This window comes from Pseudomonas sp. AL10, assembly GCF_029960685.1.
Taxonomy (GTDB): Bacteria; Pseudomonadota; Gammaproteobacteria; order Pseudomonadales; family Pseudomonadaceae; genus Aquipseudomonas; species Aquipseudomonas lactis.
Map to the genome: position 1 here is coordinate 47,933 of NZ_JASBQZ010000008.1, position 15,197 is coordinate 63,129.

Annotated in this window: 13 protein-coding genes and 2 pseudogenes; 11 read left to right on the plus strand and 4 right to left on the minus strand. The window is 59.8% G+C overall.

Features of this window, described 5'->3' with window-relative positions:
- Positions 1 to 19: 19 nt before the first annotated feature.
- Positions 20 to 310, minus strand: coding sequence for a DUF6124 family protein (locus QK296_RS11035; protein WP_169856180.1), 291 nt, complete (start codon positions 308 to 310; stop codon positions 20 to 22).
- Between the two features lie 683 nt (positions 311 to 993).
- On the opposite strand from QK296_RS11035, the gene QK296_RS11040 reads away from it, so the two are divergent.
- From QK296_RS11040 to QK296_RS11050, 3 genes and pseudogenes are all read left to right on the plus strand, one after another.
- Positions 994 to 1,377: an addiction module antidote protein gene (locus tag QK296_RS11040; protein WP_032900783.1), complete on the plus strand. Its 384-nt coding sequence runs from the start codon at positions 994 to 996 to the stop codon at positions 1,375 to 1,377.
- 209 nt (positions 1,378 to 1,586) lie between these two features.
- On the plus strand, positions 1,587 to 2,222 hold the full coding sequence (locus QK296_RS11045) for a lytic polysaccharide monooxygenase auxiliary activity family 9 protein (protein ID WP_169856040.1): 636 nt from the start codon (positions 1,587 to 1,589) through the stop codon (positions 2,220 to 2,222).
- 40 nt (positions 2,223 to 2,262) lie between these two features.
- Positions 2,263 to 3,264: pseudogene (locus tag QK296_RS11050) on the plus strand (chitinase); the annotation flags it as partial.
- 196 nt (positions 3,265 to 3,460) lie between these two features.
- Here QK296_RS11050 and gudD read toward each other — a convergent pair.
- Both gudD and QK296_RS11060 read right to left on the minus strand, forming a co-directional pair.
- Positions 3,461 to 4,786 (minus strand): glucarate dehydratase, encoded by a 1,326-nt coding sequence (gene gudD / locus QK296_RS11055; RefSeq protein ID WP_003192683.1) that lies wholly within the window; start codon positions 4,784 to 4,786, stop codon positions 3,461 to 3,463.
- A 19-nt stretch (positions 4,787 to 4,805) separates the two neighbouring features.
- On the minus strand, positions 4,806 to 6,167 hold the full coding sequence (locus tag QK296_RS11060) for an MFS transporter (protein WP_169856041.1): 1,362 nt from the start codon (positions 6,165 to 6,167) through the stop codon (positions 4,806 to 4,808).
- 336 nt (positions 6,168 to 6,503) lie between these two features.
- Here QK296_RS11060 and QK296_RS11065 point away from each other — a divergent pair, with 336 nt between their 5' ends.
- From QK296_RS11065 to QK296_RS11075, 3 genes are all read left to right on the plus strand, one after another.
- Positions 6,504 to 7,217 carry a FadR/GntR family transcriptional regulator gene (locus tag QK296_RS11065; protein WP_003192677.1) on the plus strand — a complete coding sequence of 238 codons (714 nt, stop codon included), beginning with the start codon at positions 6,504 to 6,506 and terminating at the stop codon, positions 7,215 to 7,217.
- A gap of 10 nt (positions 7,218 to 7,227) precedes the next feature.
- On the plus strand, positions 7,228 to 7,923 hold the full coding sequence (locus QK296_RS11070; protein ID WP_003192676.1) for a tRNA (adenine(22)-N(1))-methyltransferase TrmK: 696 nt from the start codon (positions 7,228 to 7,230) through the stop codon (positions 7,921 to 7,923).
- Positions 7,924 to 8,000: 77 nt separating this feature from the next.
- Positions 8,001 to 8,300, plus strand: a complete 300-nt coding sequence (locus QK296_RS11075; protein WP_034136037.1) for a DUF3144 domain-containing protein — start codon at positions 8,001 to 8,003, stop codon at positions 8,298 to 8,300.
- Here the strand turns inward: QK296_RS11075 and QK296_RS11080 are convergent.
- On the minus strand, positions 8,270 to 8,809 hold the full coding sequence (locus tag QK296_RS11080) for an AAA family ATPase (RefSeq protein WP_094773802.1): 540 nt from the start codon (positions 8,807 to 8,809) through the stop codon (positions 8,270 to 8,272). The genes QK296_RS11075 and QK296_RS11080 overlap by 31 nt on opposite strands.
- A gap of 131 nt (positions 8,810 to 8,940) precedes the next feature.
- Between QK296_RS11080 and QK296_RS11085 the strand changes: the two genes are divergently transcribed.
- From QK296_RS11085 to QK296_RS11105, 5 genes and pseudogenes are all read left to right on the plus strand, one after another.
- Positions 8,941 to 9,567, plus strand: a complete 627-nt coding sequence (locus tag QK296_RS11085) for a glutathione S-transferase (RefSeq protein ID WP_003192671.1) — start codon at positions 8,941 to 8,943, stop codon at positions 9,565 to 9,567.
- Between the two features lie 235 nt (positions 9,568 to 9,802).
- Positions 9,803 to 11,533: an OPT family oligopeptide transporter gene (locus QK296_RS11090; RefSeq protein WP_120248950.1), complete on the plus strand. Its 1,731-nt coding sequence runs from the start codon at positions 9,803 to 9,805 to the stop codon at positions 11,531 to 11,533.
- A gap of 109 nt (positions 11,534 to 11,642) precedes the next feature.
- Positions 11,643 to 12,383, plus strand: a complete 741-nt coding sequence (locus QK296_RS11095) for a BPL-N domain-containing protein (RefSeq protein ID WP_094773804.1) — start codon at positions 11,643 to 11,645, stop codon at positions 12,381 to 12,383.
- Between the two features lie 138 nt (positions 12,384 to 12,521).
- Positions 12,522 to 13,928, plus strand: a complete 1,407-nt coding sequence (locus tag QK296_RS11100; protein ID WP_212614533.1) for an amino acid permease — start codon at positions 12,522 to 12,524, stop codon at positions 13,926 to 13,928.
- Positions 13,929 to 13,950: 22 nt separating this feature from the next.
- Positions 13,951 to 15,034 (plus strand): annotated as a pseudogene (locus tag QK296_RS11105) (GlxA family transcriptional regulator).
- The last annotated feature ends 163 nt before the right edge of the window (positions 15,035 to 15,197 follow it).

The window sequence follows — 15,197 nt, forward strand, 5'->3', positions numbered from 1 at the left end:
ACGATTGATGGCTGCAAGGCTAGCTAACCGTTGAAGCACTTTCCCTCGCCATCAATTTGTCCACCAACAAAACACCCAACTCACTCAACTGATGAATCGCCAACGCGACATCGCGCTGTTTACCCGTCAGTTCATCCGACAGATCAAGCAGCAATGCGGTGACCGAGGAAAAGGTTTCGTAGCTGTTGGCGATGAGCATTTCGCTGCTGGCATCGTCGGTAACGCTGAACAGCGAGGAGGAGGGTGGTTGTGCCTGATCAAGCGCAAGGTTTGGATCGTTTGGAGGCTTGGGCGTGACTTTGTACGTAATTCCTGAGTGGGGCCAACACCGTTTCGCTACTAAACGAAAGGGTGGCAGCTGTACGCAGGTTAGTAGACCGGGGAATTACACAAAGCCGGCGCACCCGAAGGTGCCCTACGCACAGCCACCATCAGGCACAGACAGGAACGTCTGATAGATGAAGCTCATGCACTAAGTGTAATTGACCCTCGGGCTACTAAACCCGATCACTGAATTGTCAGCGACCGGGCCACCTTAGAGACGCCCATCCAAGCGCACAAGCCGGCGGATTCTGACGCAACTGTAGGCAATGGAGCAAGGTGGTGAAGCTTGCTGTAGGACGGGTCCACATCAACGCCGGCCCACTCACCCACTCCCTGTAGGAGCGAGCTTGCTCGCGAAAAAATCATAGGCGCCGCGTTCACTCTGGATGCACACCTTATCTTTACGTTCTTCGCGAGCAAGCTCGCTCCTACAGTCGCGACGCAACGTTTCGGTCTTGAGGACATAAGCGCTAATAGTATTGCTCGGCTGCCTGCGCAGCGGCTGGACTAGGATTTTTTCTGGCGGTGCACACCGACATTAAAAATTCACTGGCATCTACAAGAAGTAGCCAGTAGGCTACATTTTAATCTATGACCAATACGATCGGCGGGACGCCCGAGGAATCAAGCGGGCAAAAGAGATTCTCGATGCCCTGAGAGGTCAATGACATGAGTAAGTCGACATTCAAACCAGAGGACATGCCGATCCTCGAGTTGGATACATCCGGCACCAGCGCCTATGAGGCTTCACGTTTCCTTGATAGCCCGGAAACCATCAGTGCCTATCTTGCGCAAAGCATGGCGTGCCATGACCCACACGTCCTTATGAAGGCGCTGGCCGAGGTTGCCAAGGCCCTGGGTGTAAACAAGGTTGCCGAAGCGGCGGGGGTGAATCGGGAGAGCCTGTATAAAACCCTGAAAGGCGGATCAAAGACACGTTATGAGACGGTCCAGAAGCTGATGTTGGCATTGGGCGTGGAACTGACGGTGCGACCGATTACCGCGACCACCCCTAAAAAAACGGCTGCCATCGGTACAGAGAAGCTGTATTGAAATGCGCATGGTCTTGTAGGAAATCGACCTCTGGTAGCGTAAGGGTTTCCCTATAACACTGTTTATATATCCAGTATTTGCGGGTCTTCGCGCTCATGAACCGAAAATGAGCGAAAAATGCGCCTCTGGCAAAAAAAAGCAACTCCGTTAGGTTGAGGTCCTCTCCTTCAAGAAAGGAGAGTTCTTAATCAAGTGAATGGAGTCACAAAATGAACAAACCACAAACCCAGACACCGCTTCGCCATGGTCGTGTCACATCCCCTTCCAGCCGTGGCGCAGTCGCCGTGGATCTTGGCCTGCTGGAGACCTGGCAGGTCAATGAAATGGAAGGCGGCAAGAACTTCCCGGCACTGACGGCCGGTCCGTTCCCAGCGCCTTATCAAACCGACAGTGACAGTGTCACCCCACCCCCCGACGGCTTCATCCTCAGCGGTGGCAAGACCGATGCGCGTGACTGCGTCAACTTCACCCACGAGGAAATGGCCAAGCAACTCGGCCGCGCTTTCACTTGGCCGTTGCTCAATGTCGAGCCGGGTCAGACCTTCAAGGTCACCTGGGCATACACCGCGCCGCACACCACCCGTGGCTATCGCTGGCTGATCACCAAGGATGGCTGGGACCCGAAACAGCGCATCACCCGCGCACAACTGGAAACCCAGCCGTTCGCTGAAGACTTCTATGCCCAGGTGCCGTACTACAGCCATGCAGGCGAGCTGAAGGCCAAGGTCAATCATGAAGTGAAACTGCCGGCCAATAAAAAGGGCCAGCATGTGATTGTGTTGATGTGGATCGTCGCCAACACCGGCAACGCCTTCTATCAAGCCTTCGATGTGGACTTCAAATAAGCCCGCACCGTTAAACCCACACGTTCTGAAGGATTAGAACATGTCAAAGATTGACTTTACCTCATTGCAATCGCCGCTCAACGATGCCGCTTCGCTGATGCCGAGCATTGCCGGCAAAAAGATCCTCATGGGCTTCTGGCACAACTGGCCTGCCGGCCCGAGCGATGGCTACCAGCGTGGCCAGTTCGCCAATATGAGCCTGGCGGATGTACCAAAGGATTACAACGTGGTGGCCGTGGCCTTCATGAAGGGCAACGGTATCCCAACCTTCAAACCGTACAACCTGTCCGACGCCGAGTTCCGTCACCAGGTGGGTGTGCTGAACAGCCAGGGCAGGGCGGTGCTGATTTCCCTTGGCGGCGCCGATGCACACATCGAACTGCATAAAGGCAACGAACAGCCACTGGCCAACGAGATTATCCGCCTGGTGGAAACCTATGGCTTTGATGGCCTGGATATCGATCTTGAACAGAGCGCGATTGATTTCGCCGACAACAAGACTGTCCTGCCCGCCGCGTTGAAATTGGTCAAGGACCACTACGCAGGTCAAGGCAAACACTTCATCATCAGCATGGCGCCGGAGTTTCCGTACCTCACCACCGCCGGCAAATACGTCGGTTACATCCAGGCGCTGGAAGGCTATTACGACTTCATCGCCCCGCAGTATTACAACCAGGGTGGCGACGGCATCTGGGTGCAGGAGGTCAACAATGGCAACGGCGCCTGGATTGCCCAGAACAACGACGCGATGAAAGAGGACTTCCTGTATTACCTGACCGAAAGTCTGGTGAGCGGAACGCGTGGGTTTACCAAGATCCCGGCAGATAAGTTCGTCATTGGCCTGCCCGCGAACGTCGACGCGGCTGCCACCGGTTATGTGATCAACCCAACAGCCGTGACCAATACATTCAAGCGTTTGCACGACAAAGGATTGTCGATCAAGGGCCTGATGACCTGGTCGGTGAATTGGGACAACGGGATCAGCAAAGACCGCGTGCCCTACAACTGGGAGTTCAGCCGCCGTTATGGGCCGATGATCAATGGCACTGATCTCTCTGGCCTGGAGCAGGATGCGGCGGAGTTCGAGGTCGCTAATCGGCAGTAGCGCAAAGAGGGCTCTGGCAGACGTGCCAGAGGTCAAACCGCTAAGCTTCTGATCTGACTAAAATCCGATGCCTGTTTGGGCATCGGATTTTTTGCGTCACGCTCAAATTGCGCTGAGCGCTCCTAAAGCCGATTTACCGCACCAAGCAAGGCCGCTTGTTATCAAAGCCCCAACCCGGAATCAGAAACTGCATCGCCACACTGTCATCCCGCGCCCCAAGGCCCATGCCTTTGTATAGTTCATGAGCCTTGGCCACCGCGTCCATATCGATATCCACACCCAGGCCAGGCTTGGCCGGCACCTTCACATAGCCCCCTTCAATCTTCAACGGTTCGCGTGTCAGGCGCTGACCGTCCTGCCAGATCCAGTGGGTGTCGATGGCGGTGATCTCGCCGGGGGCGGCCGCCGCCACTTGGGTAAACATCGCCAAGGAAATATCGAAGTGGTTGTTGGAATGCGAGCCCCAGGTCAGGCCCCACTCGTTGCACATTTGCGCGACGCGCACCGAGCCTTGCATCGTCCAGAAGTGCGGGTCGGCGAGGGGGATGTCCACTGATTGCAGCTGGATGGCGTGGCCCATTTCCCGCCAGTCGGTGGCGATCATGTTGGTGGCGGTTTTAAGGCCCGTGGCGCGGCGGAATTCGGCCATGACTTCGCGGCCTGAATAACCGTTTTCTGCGCCGCAGGGGTCTTCGGCGTAGGCCAGCACATGATGCTGGTCGCGGCACAGGCGGATGGCTTCTTTCAACGACCATGCGCCGTTGGGGTCGAGGGTGATGCGCGCATCGGGAAAACGCTCGGCCAGTGCGGTGACGGCTTCGATTTCCGCGTCGCCGCTCAATACGCCGCCCTTGAGCTTGAAATCGTTGAAACCATATTTGGCCTTGGCCGCTTCGGCCAGGCGCACCACCGCGTCGGCGGTCAGGGCTGTTTCATGGCGCAGGCGGAACCAGTCGTCATCGGCGTCGGCCTCGTTGCGGTAGTCCAGGTCGGTGGCGTTGCGATCCCCCACATAGAACAGGTAGCCGAGCATCTTCACCGCGTCGCGTTGCTGCCCTTCGCCGAGCAGGGCCGCCACCGGCACCTCAAGGAATTGACCGAGCAAGTCGAGCAGGGCGGCTTCCATGGCGGTGACGGCGTGGATGGTGATGCGCAGGTCGAAGGTTTGCAGGCCACGTCCGGCAGCATCCCGCGAGGCAAAGGTACTGCGCATTTGGTTGAGCACGCGCTGGTATTGGCCAATCGGCTGGCCGATCACCAGCCCGCGCGCGTCCTCCAGTGTTTCACGAATGCGCTCGCCGCCTGGCACTTCGCCCACGCCGGTGTTGCCGCTGCTGTCCTTGAGGATGACGATATTGCGCGTGAAGAAAGGGCCGTGGGCGCCGCTGAGGTTGAGCAACATGCTGTCGTGGCCGGCGACGGGGATGACTTGGAAGTGGGTGACTATAGGGGTATTCATGGCAAGTTCCTGACTGGGCTCAAAGGGGTTTGCTGAGAGGGGTGCCGGTGGTCACAGCGCTTGGCGCGGCCGACACGGCAGAAGGTGAAGTCTTGGCGAAGAACACCAGGATGGCCGCCAGCACCGAGGTGCCGGCCAGGCCATACAGCCCGCCCTGGATTGACCCGGTGGTTTGTTCAAGAAAGCCAAAGGTGGTTGGCGCGACAAACCCGCCCAGGTTGCCGATGGAGTTGATCAGCGCGATCACGGCGGCGGCGATGCGCACATCCAGGTAGCCCTGGGGGATCGGCCAGAACAACGAAGACGCGGATTTAAAACCGATGGCCGCAAAACAAATCGCAACGAAGGCGAAGATCGGCCCGCCCGTGGTGGACATGAACATCCCCGCCGCGGCGATCAACAACGCCGTTGCGACCCAGGCCTGCTGGAACTTGAACTTGCCCGACAGCGAGGCGAACGCGTACATGGCAATGATCGAGATCAGCCAGGGGATCGAGTTGAAGAAGCCCACCTGCACATCACTCAAGTCGCCCATCTTTTTGATGATGCTCGGCAGCCAGAAGGTCGCGGCATAGATCGTCAATTGAATGCAGAAGTACAGGGCGCAGAACAGCAGGATCTGGCGGTCCTTGAGCAGCTTGCCGATGGTTGGTTTGACCGTGGTCAGGGCTTCACGATCACGTTGCTCCTGATCGATAGTCTCCACCAGCGCATCCTGTTCTTCGCGGCTCAGCCACTTGGCATCATGGGGCTTGGAGTCCAGCCAGAACCACACAAAGAAACCCAGCGCCACCGATGCCAGGCCTTCGATGGCAAACATCCATTGCCAGCCGTGCAAGCCCAGCCCTTCAATCTGCAACAAGGCCCCCGACAACGGCCCGGAGATCAATGACGCCACCGCCGAGCCACTGAGGAAGATCGCGATGGCCTTGCCACGCTCCACACCGGGCAACCAGCGGGTGAAGTAATAGATCACGCCGGGGAAGAAACCGGCCTCCGCCACGCCCAGCAAGAAACGCAAGATGTAGAAGTGGGTTTCGTTCTGGATGAACGCCATCAGCGTGGCGACGATGCCCCAGGTGAACATGATGCGGGTCAGCCAGATACGCGCGCCGACTTTTTGCAGCAGCATATTGGACGGCACTTCGAACAGCGCATAGCCAATGAAGAACAGTCCGGCGCCGAAGCCGTAGGCGGCTGCGCCGATGCCCAGGTCATGCTCCATGTGCGTGCGCACGAAGCCGATATTGACCCGGTCGATGTAGTTGAGGATGAACATGACCACGAACAGTGGGAGCACATGGCCCTTCACTTTGCTCACGGCGCGGGCGAGCGCTGAATCACTTTCGGGTGCGGCTGAGGCTGGGCTTGAATACTTCACGAATGAAAACTCCCCCTGATTATTTTTATGCGGGCTTGGTGTTTTGTTGACGGACATCATACAAGTTGTTTTTTGAAGGCCGCAATCCTGTGAGAGCTGTTTTTGTTCTTATAAGCCGGTATTGAGATTGGCTATTTTGGTTATTTTCCAGATTTTATTGGGTTTTGCCCTGCTGGTGACGGCTCGGGGTGTGCGCTTCTCTCAAAGCGAAGACAGGCTCGGGTGAGTTGGGATGAGTGTGTTGTCATACAAGCTAGGTGTTTTTCTCCGCCACCCGTCGCCCCGTGCGCTCAGGGTGATAAGCTCCCCCCAGCCCAACCCCGTGGACCCGTCTCGATGCCGATTAAAAGCACACCGCCTGTGCGTAAACGTTCCGCCAACCTGGCCCAGGGTGTGGTCGAGGCACTGACCCAGCGCATCCGGTTGGGGCAACTCAAGCCGGGTGAAAAACTGCCGTCCGAATCCACCATCGTGCTTGAGCATGGGGTGAGCCGCACCGTGGTGCGTGAAGCCTTGTCCAAGTTGCAGGCGTCGGGGCTGGTGGAGACGCGTCACGGCATTGGAACCTTTGTGCTCGAGCAGCACACGCAGCCAGGCCTGCGCTTGCATGTAGACACAGTCGCCAGCGTGCGCAACATGCTCGAATTGCGCCTGGGCCTGGAAGTGCAAGCGGTGGCCTTGGCCGCGCTGCGCAGGAGCGAGGCACAACTGGCCCACATGCGACAGGCGCTGGACGACTACCAAGCCTCCCTGGCCAATAACGACAGCTGTGTGGAGGAGGACAAGCGCTTTCACCAACTGATCGCCGAAGCCACCGGCAATACATTTTTCACCGACATCATGCAGCACCTGGGCACGGCGATGATTCCGCGCACCCAGGTGAATGCCGTCGAGCGCGGCGGCGCGGACTTTGCCCAACTGGGGCAGTTGGCGAACCTGGAGCACGAGGCGATCTATAACGCCATCAAGCGCCAGGACCCAGACGCCGCGCGCGCGGCCATGGTGCTGCACTTGACCAACAGCCGGGATCGATTTTCCGGGCACTCTTAAGGAATCACCGTTGAACGAACACACCTTGTCTCAGCGCCTGGAGCGCGTGGCCGCGCACATACCGGCGGGTGCCCGCCTGGCCGATATCGGCTCGGACCACGCCTACCTGCCGGTGGCCCTGATACACCGCGGCGCTATTGCGGCGGCCGTGGCGGGGGAAGTGGCCGCTACACCGTTTCAGGCGGCCAACCGTACCGTGGCCGACAACGGCCTGGCGCAGCACATCACCGTGCGCCTGGCCGATGGTTTGGCGGCGATTCAAGCCGGCGATGACATTACCGCTGTCAGCCTGTGCGGCATGGGCGGCGAGACGATCCGCGACATTCTCGACAGCGGCAAGGCGCACCTCAATGGCCGGGAACGCTTGATCCTGCAACCCAACGGCGGCGAGCAACCCCTGCGCCAATGGTTGATGGACAACGGCTACCAGATCCTGCACGAGGAGCTGCTGCGGGAAAACCGCTTCTACTACGAAATCATCGTCGCCGAACGCGCCGAGACGATGACCTATACCGCCGAGCAACTGTACTTCGGCCCGCTGCAAATGCAGGCGCGTAGCGAGGATTTTTTGGCGAAGTGGCAACGTATATTGCGCGAGAAACGCAAGACATTGGCCAGCCTCGAACAAGCGCGGCAGGCGGTGCCCGAGCAGAAAGTGCAGGAGATCGTGCAGCAGGTGAAGTGGATCGATCAGTTGCTCGCCTGAGCGACATCTCCCACATTAGAACTGTGATCCCCGGATATGCTCCAATAGCCGCATCATCAGCTCACCAGGAACCCGCCATGGCCGACACCACGGACCAAGCCTTCTACGACCGGGCAGACGCCCATATCGAACTGTCCAACGAACAGCTCAAGACCTGCGAAAGTCTCGGCGAGGTCAGCGCGTCAATGATGTTCGGCACCACACGCTTCAATGCCTGGGCCAGTGCGCGCAACTTCAAGTCCGGCGCCGAAATGGCGGATGCGCGGGAAGCGATGTTGAAGTATTTCTGCGACCAGTACCGGATGATGCTTGAGGATAACCTGGATGATCACATCAATAATTTCAGTCAGTACATGCGGGTGAACCCACAGGGTTGATCTGCGCATTTCAGGAACTCGTCTACTTCCTGTGCGTTGCGCAAGTGAATCACTGGAATCTGCGGCCCGATGTTCATGCGCGCCGCTTCAATGCCAGGTCGGCTCACCCGATCGTAGTTCCAGCAAAAGCTCAGGAAGTTCAGAAACTCCCTGTCCAGTTTCTCCTTGCAGCCTGCGGGCTTATCTGCACGCGGCCGGTCCAGCAAGCTGCGCATAAGCACTCGTCGCAAGCAGGTGGTGCGAGGTATGTCGAGCCATATGATGAGGTCTGCGCGCGGCAGGCGTAGATCGAAAGTCCGTCGGGCGTAATTGCCTTCACAGACCCATCGGTCCGATGCAACCGCTTGCCGGACCCGCGCGCGGAAGACCTCATTGTCGGCCTCCACCCAATTAGGCTCCCAGAACAATCTGTCCAGATGCACTACGGATAAATTCAGGCGCCTGCCAAGGTCGCGGGCCAGGGTTGATTTGCCACTGCCTGCGTTACCCAGTATCACGATGCGTTGCATGTGCAGTCCTTTGCTGTGGAACAGTCGAGCCTTGAGCGATATTACGTGATTTGCTCTTTAGGCGAACAACATTCAGGGCACTTCACCTCCGACGTGTAGTCTTCTGCTTATCCCTAACGGAGCTGTCCGCTATGATCACTGTCCATCACCTCAACAATTCTCGCTCACAACGCATTCTCTGGATACTTGAAGAACTGGGCCTGCCCTACGACATCAAGCGCTACCAGCGTGACGCCAAGACCAACCTGGCGCCGCCTGAACTCAAGGCCATCCACCCCCTGGGCAAATCCCCGGTGATCGAAGACGGTTCCCGCGTGCTGATCGAATCTGCTGCGATCATCGACTACCTCATCCGCCGCCACGGCAACGGCCAACTGCAACCCGACCCGGCCACCGACGCCTACGACAGCTATGTGCAATGGCTGCATTTTGCCGAAGGCTCGGCCATGCTGCCGCTGATGCTCAACCTCTACGTCGGACGCCTGGGTGAAGCGGGTGCACCGCTGCATCCGCGGATCGAATCGGAACTGGCCAACTACCTGGGCTACCTGAATGATGTGCTGGGCCACACGCCGTACCTGGTGGGCGACGCACTCAGCGGCGCGGATATCCAGATGAGCTTTATCGGCGAAGTCGCCCAGGCCCAGGGCAAATTGCAGGCCTACCCGAACCTCGCGGCGTGGCTGCAAAAGCTCCAGGCGCGCCCGGCATACCGCAAGGCGGTGGAGCGGGGCGGGGAATACGCGTTCGCCAAATAGCGGGCCCACCGACACCGCCTCCTGTAGGAGCGAGCTTGCTCGCGAAAAACGTAAACGATAACGCGTGTTTCCTGGATGAACGCGGCGCCTTTGGGTTTTTCGCGGGCAAGCTCGCTCCTACAGAAGGTGACCGGGGCTTGTCCCTTACCGGTTTAACCCGCTTTGGCAGGTGAACCTTCGAGTCTCCCAGCGCTCACTTAAGAGGTGGCACTGGCTTTTCTCGAAAGGAATCTGCATGCACTCCACCTCGTCAATCGCGCCTGTAGAGCGCGAACTGAGCCTGCGGGCGGTCATCACCGGGATCGTGCTGGGTATCCTGCTGACCCCCTCCAACGTGTACGCAGGCTTGAAGATCGGCTGGTCGTTCAATATGTCGATCATCGCCTTGCTGATCGGCTATGGCCTCTGGCAGGGCCTGGCCAAGCGTTCCGGTGAACACCTGCCGTGGACCCTGCACGAGAGCAATATCAACCAGACCGTGGCCTCTGCCGCGGCGTCGATCATTTCCGGCGGGCTGGTCGCGCCTATCCCGGCGTATACCCTGCTGACGGGTAACCAACTGGCAGCGCTGCCGATGATTGCCTGGGTGTTTTCGGTAAGTTTCCTGGGGATCTGGATCGCGTGGTACCTGCGGCCGTCATTGCTAAATGACAAGGCACTGAAGTTTCCCGAAGGCATGGCCACCCTGGAAACCCTGCTGCACATCTACAACCATGGCCGCGAAGCCGCCACGCGCTTGAAAGTGCTGCTCGGCGCGGCGCTGTTGTCCGGGCTGGTCAAGTGGGTGGATACCTTCATGTGGGCCTTCCCGCGCTGGTCGCCGAACGCCCAGTTGGAGCGCCTGACCTTCACCGCCGACCCCTCCCTGCTGTTGCTGGGGTTCGGCGGCATCATCGGCATTCGCGTAGGCCTGACCCTGCTGCTCGGCGCCTTGCTGGCATGGGGCGGGCTGGGGCCGTGGCTGTTGGCCAATGGCTTGGTGAGCCTGCCCGCCGACAGCAGCGGCCCACAATTTGCCGCGCTGGTGGAGTGGCTGCTGTGGCCCGGGGTGAGCCTGATGGTGTGTTCCACCCTGGCGTCCCTGGCGATTCGCCTGTGGGCGTTGCATCGCTCAACCCGAGCGACTGGCGGCACGCCCTGGGCGGTTCCCAAGCCTGGGCCTGCCGTGGGGTTCGCCTTGGCGATCGCGCTGGTGGTGAGCCTGCAAGCGCTGTTGTTCGGTATCAACCTTGGGATGGCGCTGCTGACCATTCCCCTGGCGATCTGCCTGGCCGCCGTGGCGGCGCGGGTGGTGGGGGCAACCGGTATTCCGCCGATTGGCGCCATCGGGCAACTGTCCCAACTGAGCTTTGGCATCGTTGCGCCGGGCCAGGTGCCGATCAACCTGATGAGCGCCAACACCGCCGGCGGTTCGGCGGGGCAGTGCACGGACCTGATGAATGACTTCAAGGTGGGCAAGGCGATTGGCGCGACGCCGCACAAACAGGTTATCGCCCAGATTCTCGGGATTTTTGTCGGCAGCATCGTCGGCGTATTCGCGTACCTGGCGCTGATCCCCGACCCTCAGACCATGCTGCTCACCGAACAATGGCCGGCCCCGGCCGTCGCCACCTGGAAAGCCGTGGCCCAAACCCTGACCCACGGTTTGGATTCACTGTCCCCCAGCATCCGCTGGGCCATCGGCATTGCAAGCTTGTTCGGCGTGCTGCTGGGCATCCTCGACAGCACATTACCCACACACCGCGCCCGCTACCTGCCGAGTGCGGCAGCCTTGGGACTGGCGTTTGTCTTGCCTGCATCGGTGTCGCTGATGATGGCCCTGGGCGCGATCATGACCTGGGCCGTGAGCTGTCGCTGGCCAAGTGTGACGCAGCGCTTTGCGATCACGGCAGCGGCGGGGCTGATCGCCGGTGAGAGTATTACCGGAGTAGGCGCGTCGTTATGGCAGATGCTGGGAAACGGATAAATGGCCGAGCTGGATTTACAACTCTTCACGAATTCAAAAGGCTCATCGTTATAGGCTTGGCGCTGCCACGTCTGGATCAACCCCATTCAACTGACCGTTGAGCCTACCCATGAAACTGCCTGCCCTCGCTGCCACGTTTCTCGCCTTTGCTACGCTGCATCCTTTACCCGTACATGGCGCAGGCCCCATCACCCATGTCGCCATCTACCGTGGCTTGGCGGGTTGCCCGGATTGCTCGGAAAACGTGAAAACCGCCCTGCAGCGCTTGAACCCCAATTACCAGATCGACTTCGTTGGCGCCGACGAACCCATCGACATCACCCCGCAAACCCTGGCGCGCTACGATCTCTACGTGCAACCCGGCGGCGGCCAGGACATCCCGGCCGCCCTCGACAGCCTGGGCGATGCGCGTGCCGAAGCTATCCGCGATTACGTCGCCAAGGGCGGCCGCTACCTGGGCCTGTGCATGGGCGCCTACCTGGCCGACGACAACAACCTCGGCCTGATCCCCCAGGCCCTCGACACCGAAGCCGGCCGTCCCGGTTTTGAAGTGGCCGGCATTGAAGACGCCGCCGTGCGGGTGACGTGGGACGGGCAGCCTGACTCTGTGTTCTATCAGGACGGCCCGTATTTTCCCAAAGCCAGCGCCGCTGCGCCCTACAAGGTCATCGCTACTTACCACAATGGCGACGTGGCGGCGGCGCGGTACACCTACGAACGTGGCGTGGTGGTGCTGAGCGGGCCGCACCCGGAAGCCGGGCGGGAGTGGTTCGAAAATGCCGATATCGAGCTGAGCAAGATGCCGCATGGCGAGCTGTTCGGGTCGTTGATACGCAGCGCGCAAGAGTAGGGCGCGCCGCCCGTTACTTCAGGGTGCCACCATTCCCCATGTCGATATCAGACTCGATGATGGCGTAACCAGGCTACTTGCGCCTGGCCTCGGGCACTTAAGGTGAGGGTCATTGGCCGCCCGAGAACAACAAAAACAATGACTAGCCTCAACTGCAACGATTCCAACGGTCAGCTGGCGCAGGGCTTCAAGCCGCGTCACGTGACCATGTTGTCCATCGCCGGCATCATCGGCGCGGGGTTGTTTGTCGGCTCCGGACACGCCATCGCCGCAGCGGGGCCGGCGGTTTTACTGGCTTATCTGTTTTCCGGCCTGCTGGTGGTGCTGGTCATGCGCATGCTGGGGGAAATGGCGGTGGCGCGCCCGGACACCGGCTCGTTTTCCACCTACGCTGACCAGGCCATCGGCCCCTGGGCGGGTTTTACCATTGGCTGGTTGTATTGGTGGTTCTGGGTGCTGGTCATTCCCATCGAAGCCTTGGCCGCCGGGCATGTGCTCAACCAGTGGTTCCCTCAGGTCGATGCGTGGCTGTTCGCCTTGGTCTCAATCGTGTTGCTGGTGATCACCAATCTGTTCAGCGTGGCCAAATACGGCGAGTTCGAATTCTGGTTCGCCATGGCCAAGGTGATTGCCATCATCGGCTTTATCGGCCTGGGTTTCAGCGTGCTCATGGGCTGGATCCCGGATCGCGAAGCCAGCGGCTTGAGCCGCTTGATGGAAGAACATGGCGGGTTTGCCCCCAACGGCCTGTCGGCGGTGGTAGGCGCGTTCATTACCATCATGTTCAGCTTCATCGGCACTGAGGCGGTGACCATCGCCGCAGCGGAATCGAGCAACCCGGCCCAGAACATCGCCAAGGCCACGCGTTCGGTGATCTGGCGCATCGGCGTGTTCTACCTGTTGTCGATCTCCGTTGTGATTTCCGTGGTGCCCTGGAACGACCCGCTGCTGGCCTCCGTGGGTTCCTATCAGCGTGCACTGGAAATTATGAACATCCCCAACGCCAAGTTCATGGTCGATGTGGTGGTGTTGATCGCGGTAGCCAGTTGCATGAATTCCTCGATCTACATTTCCTCGCGCATGTTGTTTTCCCTGGGCAAACGCGGCGATGCGCCACCGGCACTTAAAATCACCTCGAAGGCGGGCGTGCCCCGGGCGGCGGTGATCGCCAGCACCATCATCGGTGCGGGCGTTACGTTGCTGAGCTACTTCATGCCGGCCGGTCTGTTCCAGTTCCTGCTCGCCAGCTCCGGCGCCATCGCGTTGTTGGTGTACTTGGTGATCGCTATCTCGCAACTGCGTATGCGTCGCTTGCTGCTTCGGCAAAACGTCGAGTTGACCTTTCGTATGTGGCTGTTTCCCTGGCTGACTTACCTGGTGATCGTGTTCATCTGCCTGGCCCTGGGGGTGATGATGGTGACGCCCGAGCACCGCACCGAAGTGTCCTCGACCATTGGCCTGGCGTTGGTGATTTCCTTCATCGGCCTGGTTACGGCGCGCCAGCACAACCAGGCACCCAAGCCGGTGGCGCTGGAACATTCCTGATCACGCCTGTGGGGTAGCGGTGATGGAAACCGAGGCACCTGTTTGCCAGACCATCGGCTTTTTGCTGCTGGACCAGTTCACCCTGATATCGCTGTCATGTGCGGTCGAGCCGCTGCGCATGGCCAACCAATTGGCGGGCGAAGAACTACCGTTGGCAAACCCTGAGCCTGGACGGCCAGCCGGTGTGGGCCAGCGATGGCGTGTCGGTGACCCCGGATGCGTGCGCGCAGGACCAGCGCGGCTTCGATGCGGTGATCGTGTGCGGCGGCGTCGGCATTCAACAGGCTATCAGCCCTGCGCTCATCGCCTGGTTGCGCAGCCAGGCGCGCCTGTACTGCAAACGCCTCGGCGCGGTGTGCACCGGCAGTTGGGCGCTGGCCCAGGCGGGGTTGCTCGATGGCTTCCAGTGCAGCGTGCATTGGGAGCTGATGGCGTCGATGCAGGAGGCGTTCACCCGCGTCAAGGTCAGCTCCAGCGTATTCACGCTCGATGGCAACCGCTTCACCAGCTCCGGCGGCACTGCACCGCTGGACATGATGCTGCACCTGATCGGCCGCGATCACGGGCACACGCTGTCGGCGGCGATTTCCCAGATGTTCGTGTACGAGCGCATTCGCAACGAGCGCGACCACCAACGCGTACCGCTCAAGCACCTGCTCGGCACGCAACAGCCCAAGCTGCAAGAAGTGGTCGCCCTGATGGAATCCAACCTGGAAGAACCCATCGACCTCGACGAACTGGCCGCCTATGTTCACGTGTCACGCCGCCAGTTGGAGCGCATGTTCCAGAAGCACCTGTACTGCACGCCATCGCGCTATTACCTCAAGCTGCGCCTGACCCGTGCGCGCCAGTTGCTGATGCAGACGCCCATTTCGATTGTCGAACTGGCGGTGATTTGCGGCTTTGTGTCCACGCCGCATTTTTCCAAGTGCTACCGGGATTTCTTCGGCGTGGCGCCCAGCGATGAGCGCTCGGACATGCGCCTGCATCCGCCGCCTGCGTTAAGGCCAGAGGGGCAATCCCGGGCCCCGCAAAAGCCCAGGAATGTACTGGAGCAGGCGCGTGACGAGCCGACGTTTGCCACGGTGCAGATTCAAAGGCGATAGGGCTTGGCCCCCTGTGTAGACGGCGCCCTTGCCATAAGTATTGCCACAACTTGGACGCTGTGGAATTGCCCCAATGCCAGTTGTAGGAGCGAGCTTGCTCGCGAAAAACTCACAGGCGCCGCGTTCATTCAGGAAGCACGCTTTATCGCAGTGAAAAGGAGAC

Excerpts from the sequence above, each read along its gene's own strand:
- QK296_RS11040 (WP_032900783.1), top strand. The coding sequence starts at position 994 with ATGAGTAAGTCGACATTCAAACCAGAGGACATGCCGATCCTCGAGTTG.
- QK296_RS11045 (WP_169856040.1), top strand. The coding sequence starts at position 1,587 with ATGAACAAACCACAAACCCAGACACCGCTTCGCCATGGTCGTGTCACA.
- gudD (WP_003192683.1), bottom strand. The coding sequence starts at position 4,786 with ATGAATACCCCTATAGTCACCCACTTCCAAGTCATCCCCGTCGCCGGC.
- QK296_RS11065 (WP_003192677.1), top strand. The coding sequence starts at position 6,504 with ATGCCGATTAAAAGCACACCGCCTGTGCGTAAACGTTCCGCCAACCTG.
- QK296_RS11075 (WP_034136037.1), top strand. The coding sequence starts at position 8,001 with ATGGCCGACACCACGGACCAAGCCTTCTACGACCGGGCAGACGCCCAT.
- QK296_RS11080 (WP_094773802.1), bottom strand. The coding sequence starts at position 8,809 with ATGCAACGCATCGTGATACTGGGTAACGCAGGCAGTGGCAAATCAACC.
- QK296_RS11085 (WP_003192671.1), top strand. The coding sequence starts at position 8,941 with ATGATCACTGTCCATCACCTCAACAATTCTCGCTCACAACGCATTCTC.
- QK296_RS11090 (WP_120248950.1), top strand. The coding sequence starts at position 9,803 with ATGCACTCCACCTCGTCAATCGCGCCTGTAGAGCGCGAACTGAGCCTG.
- QK296_RS11095 (WP_094773804.1), top strand. The coding sequence starts at position 11,643 with ATGAAACTGCCTGCCCTCGCTGCCACGTTTCTCGCCTTTGCTACGCTG.
- QK296_RS11100 (WP_212614533.1), top strand. The coding sequence starts at position 12,522 with ATGACTAGCCTCAACTGCAACGATTCCAACGGTCAGCTGGCGCAGGGC.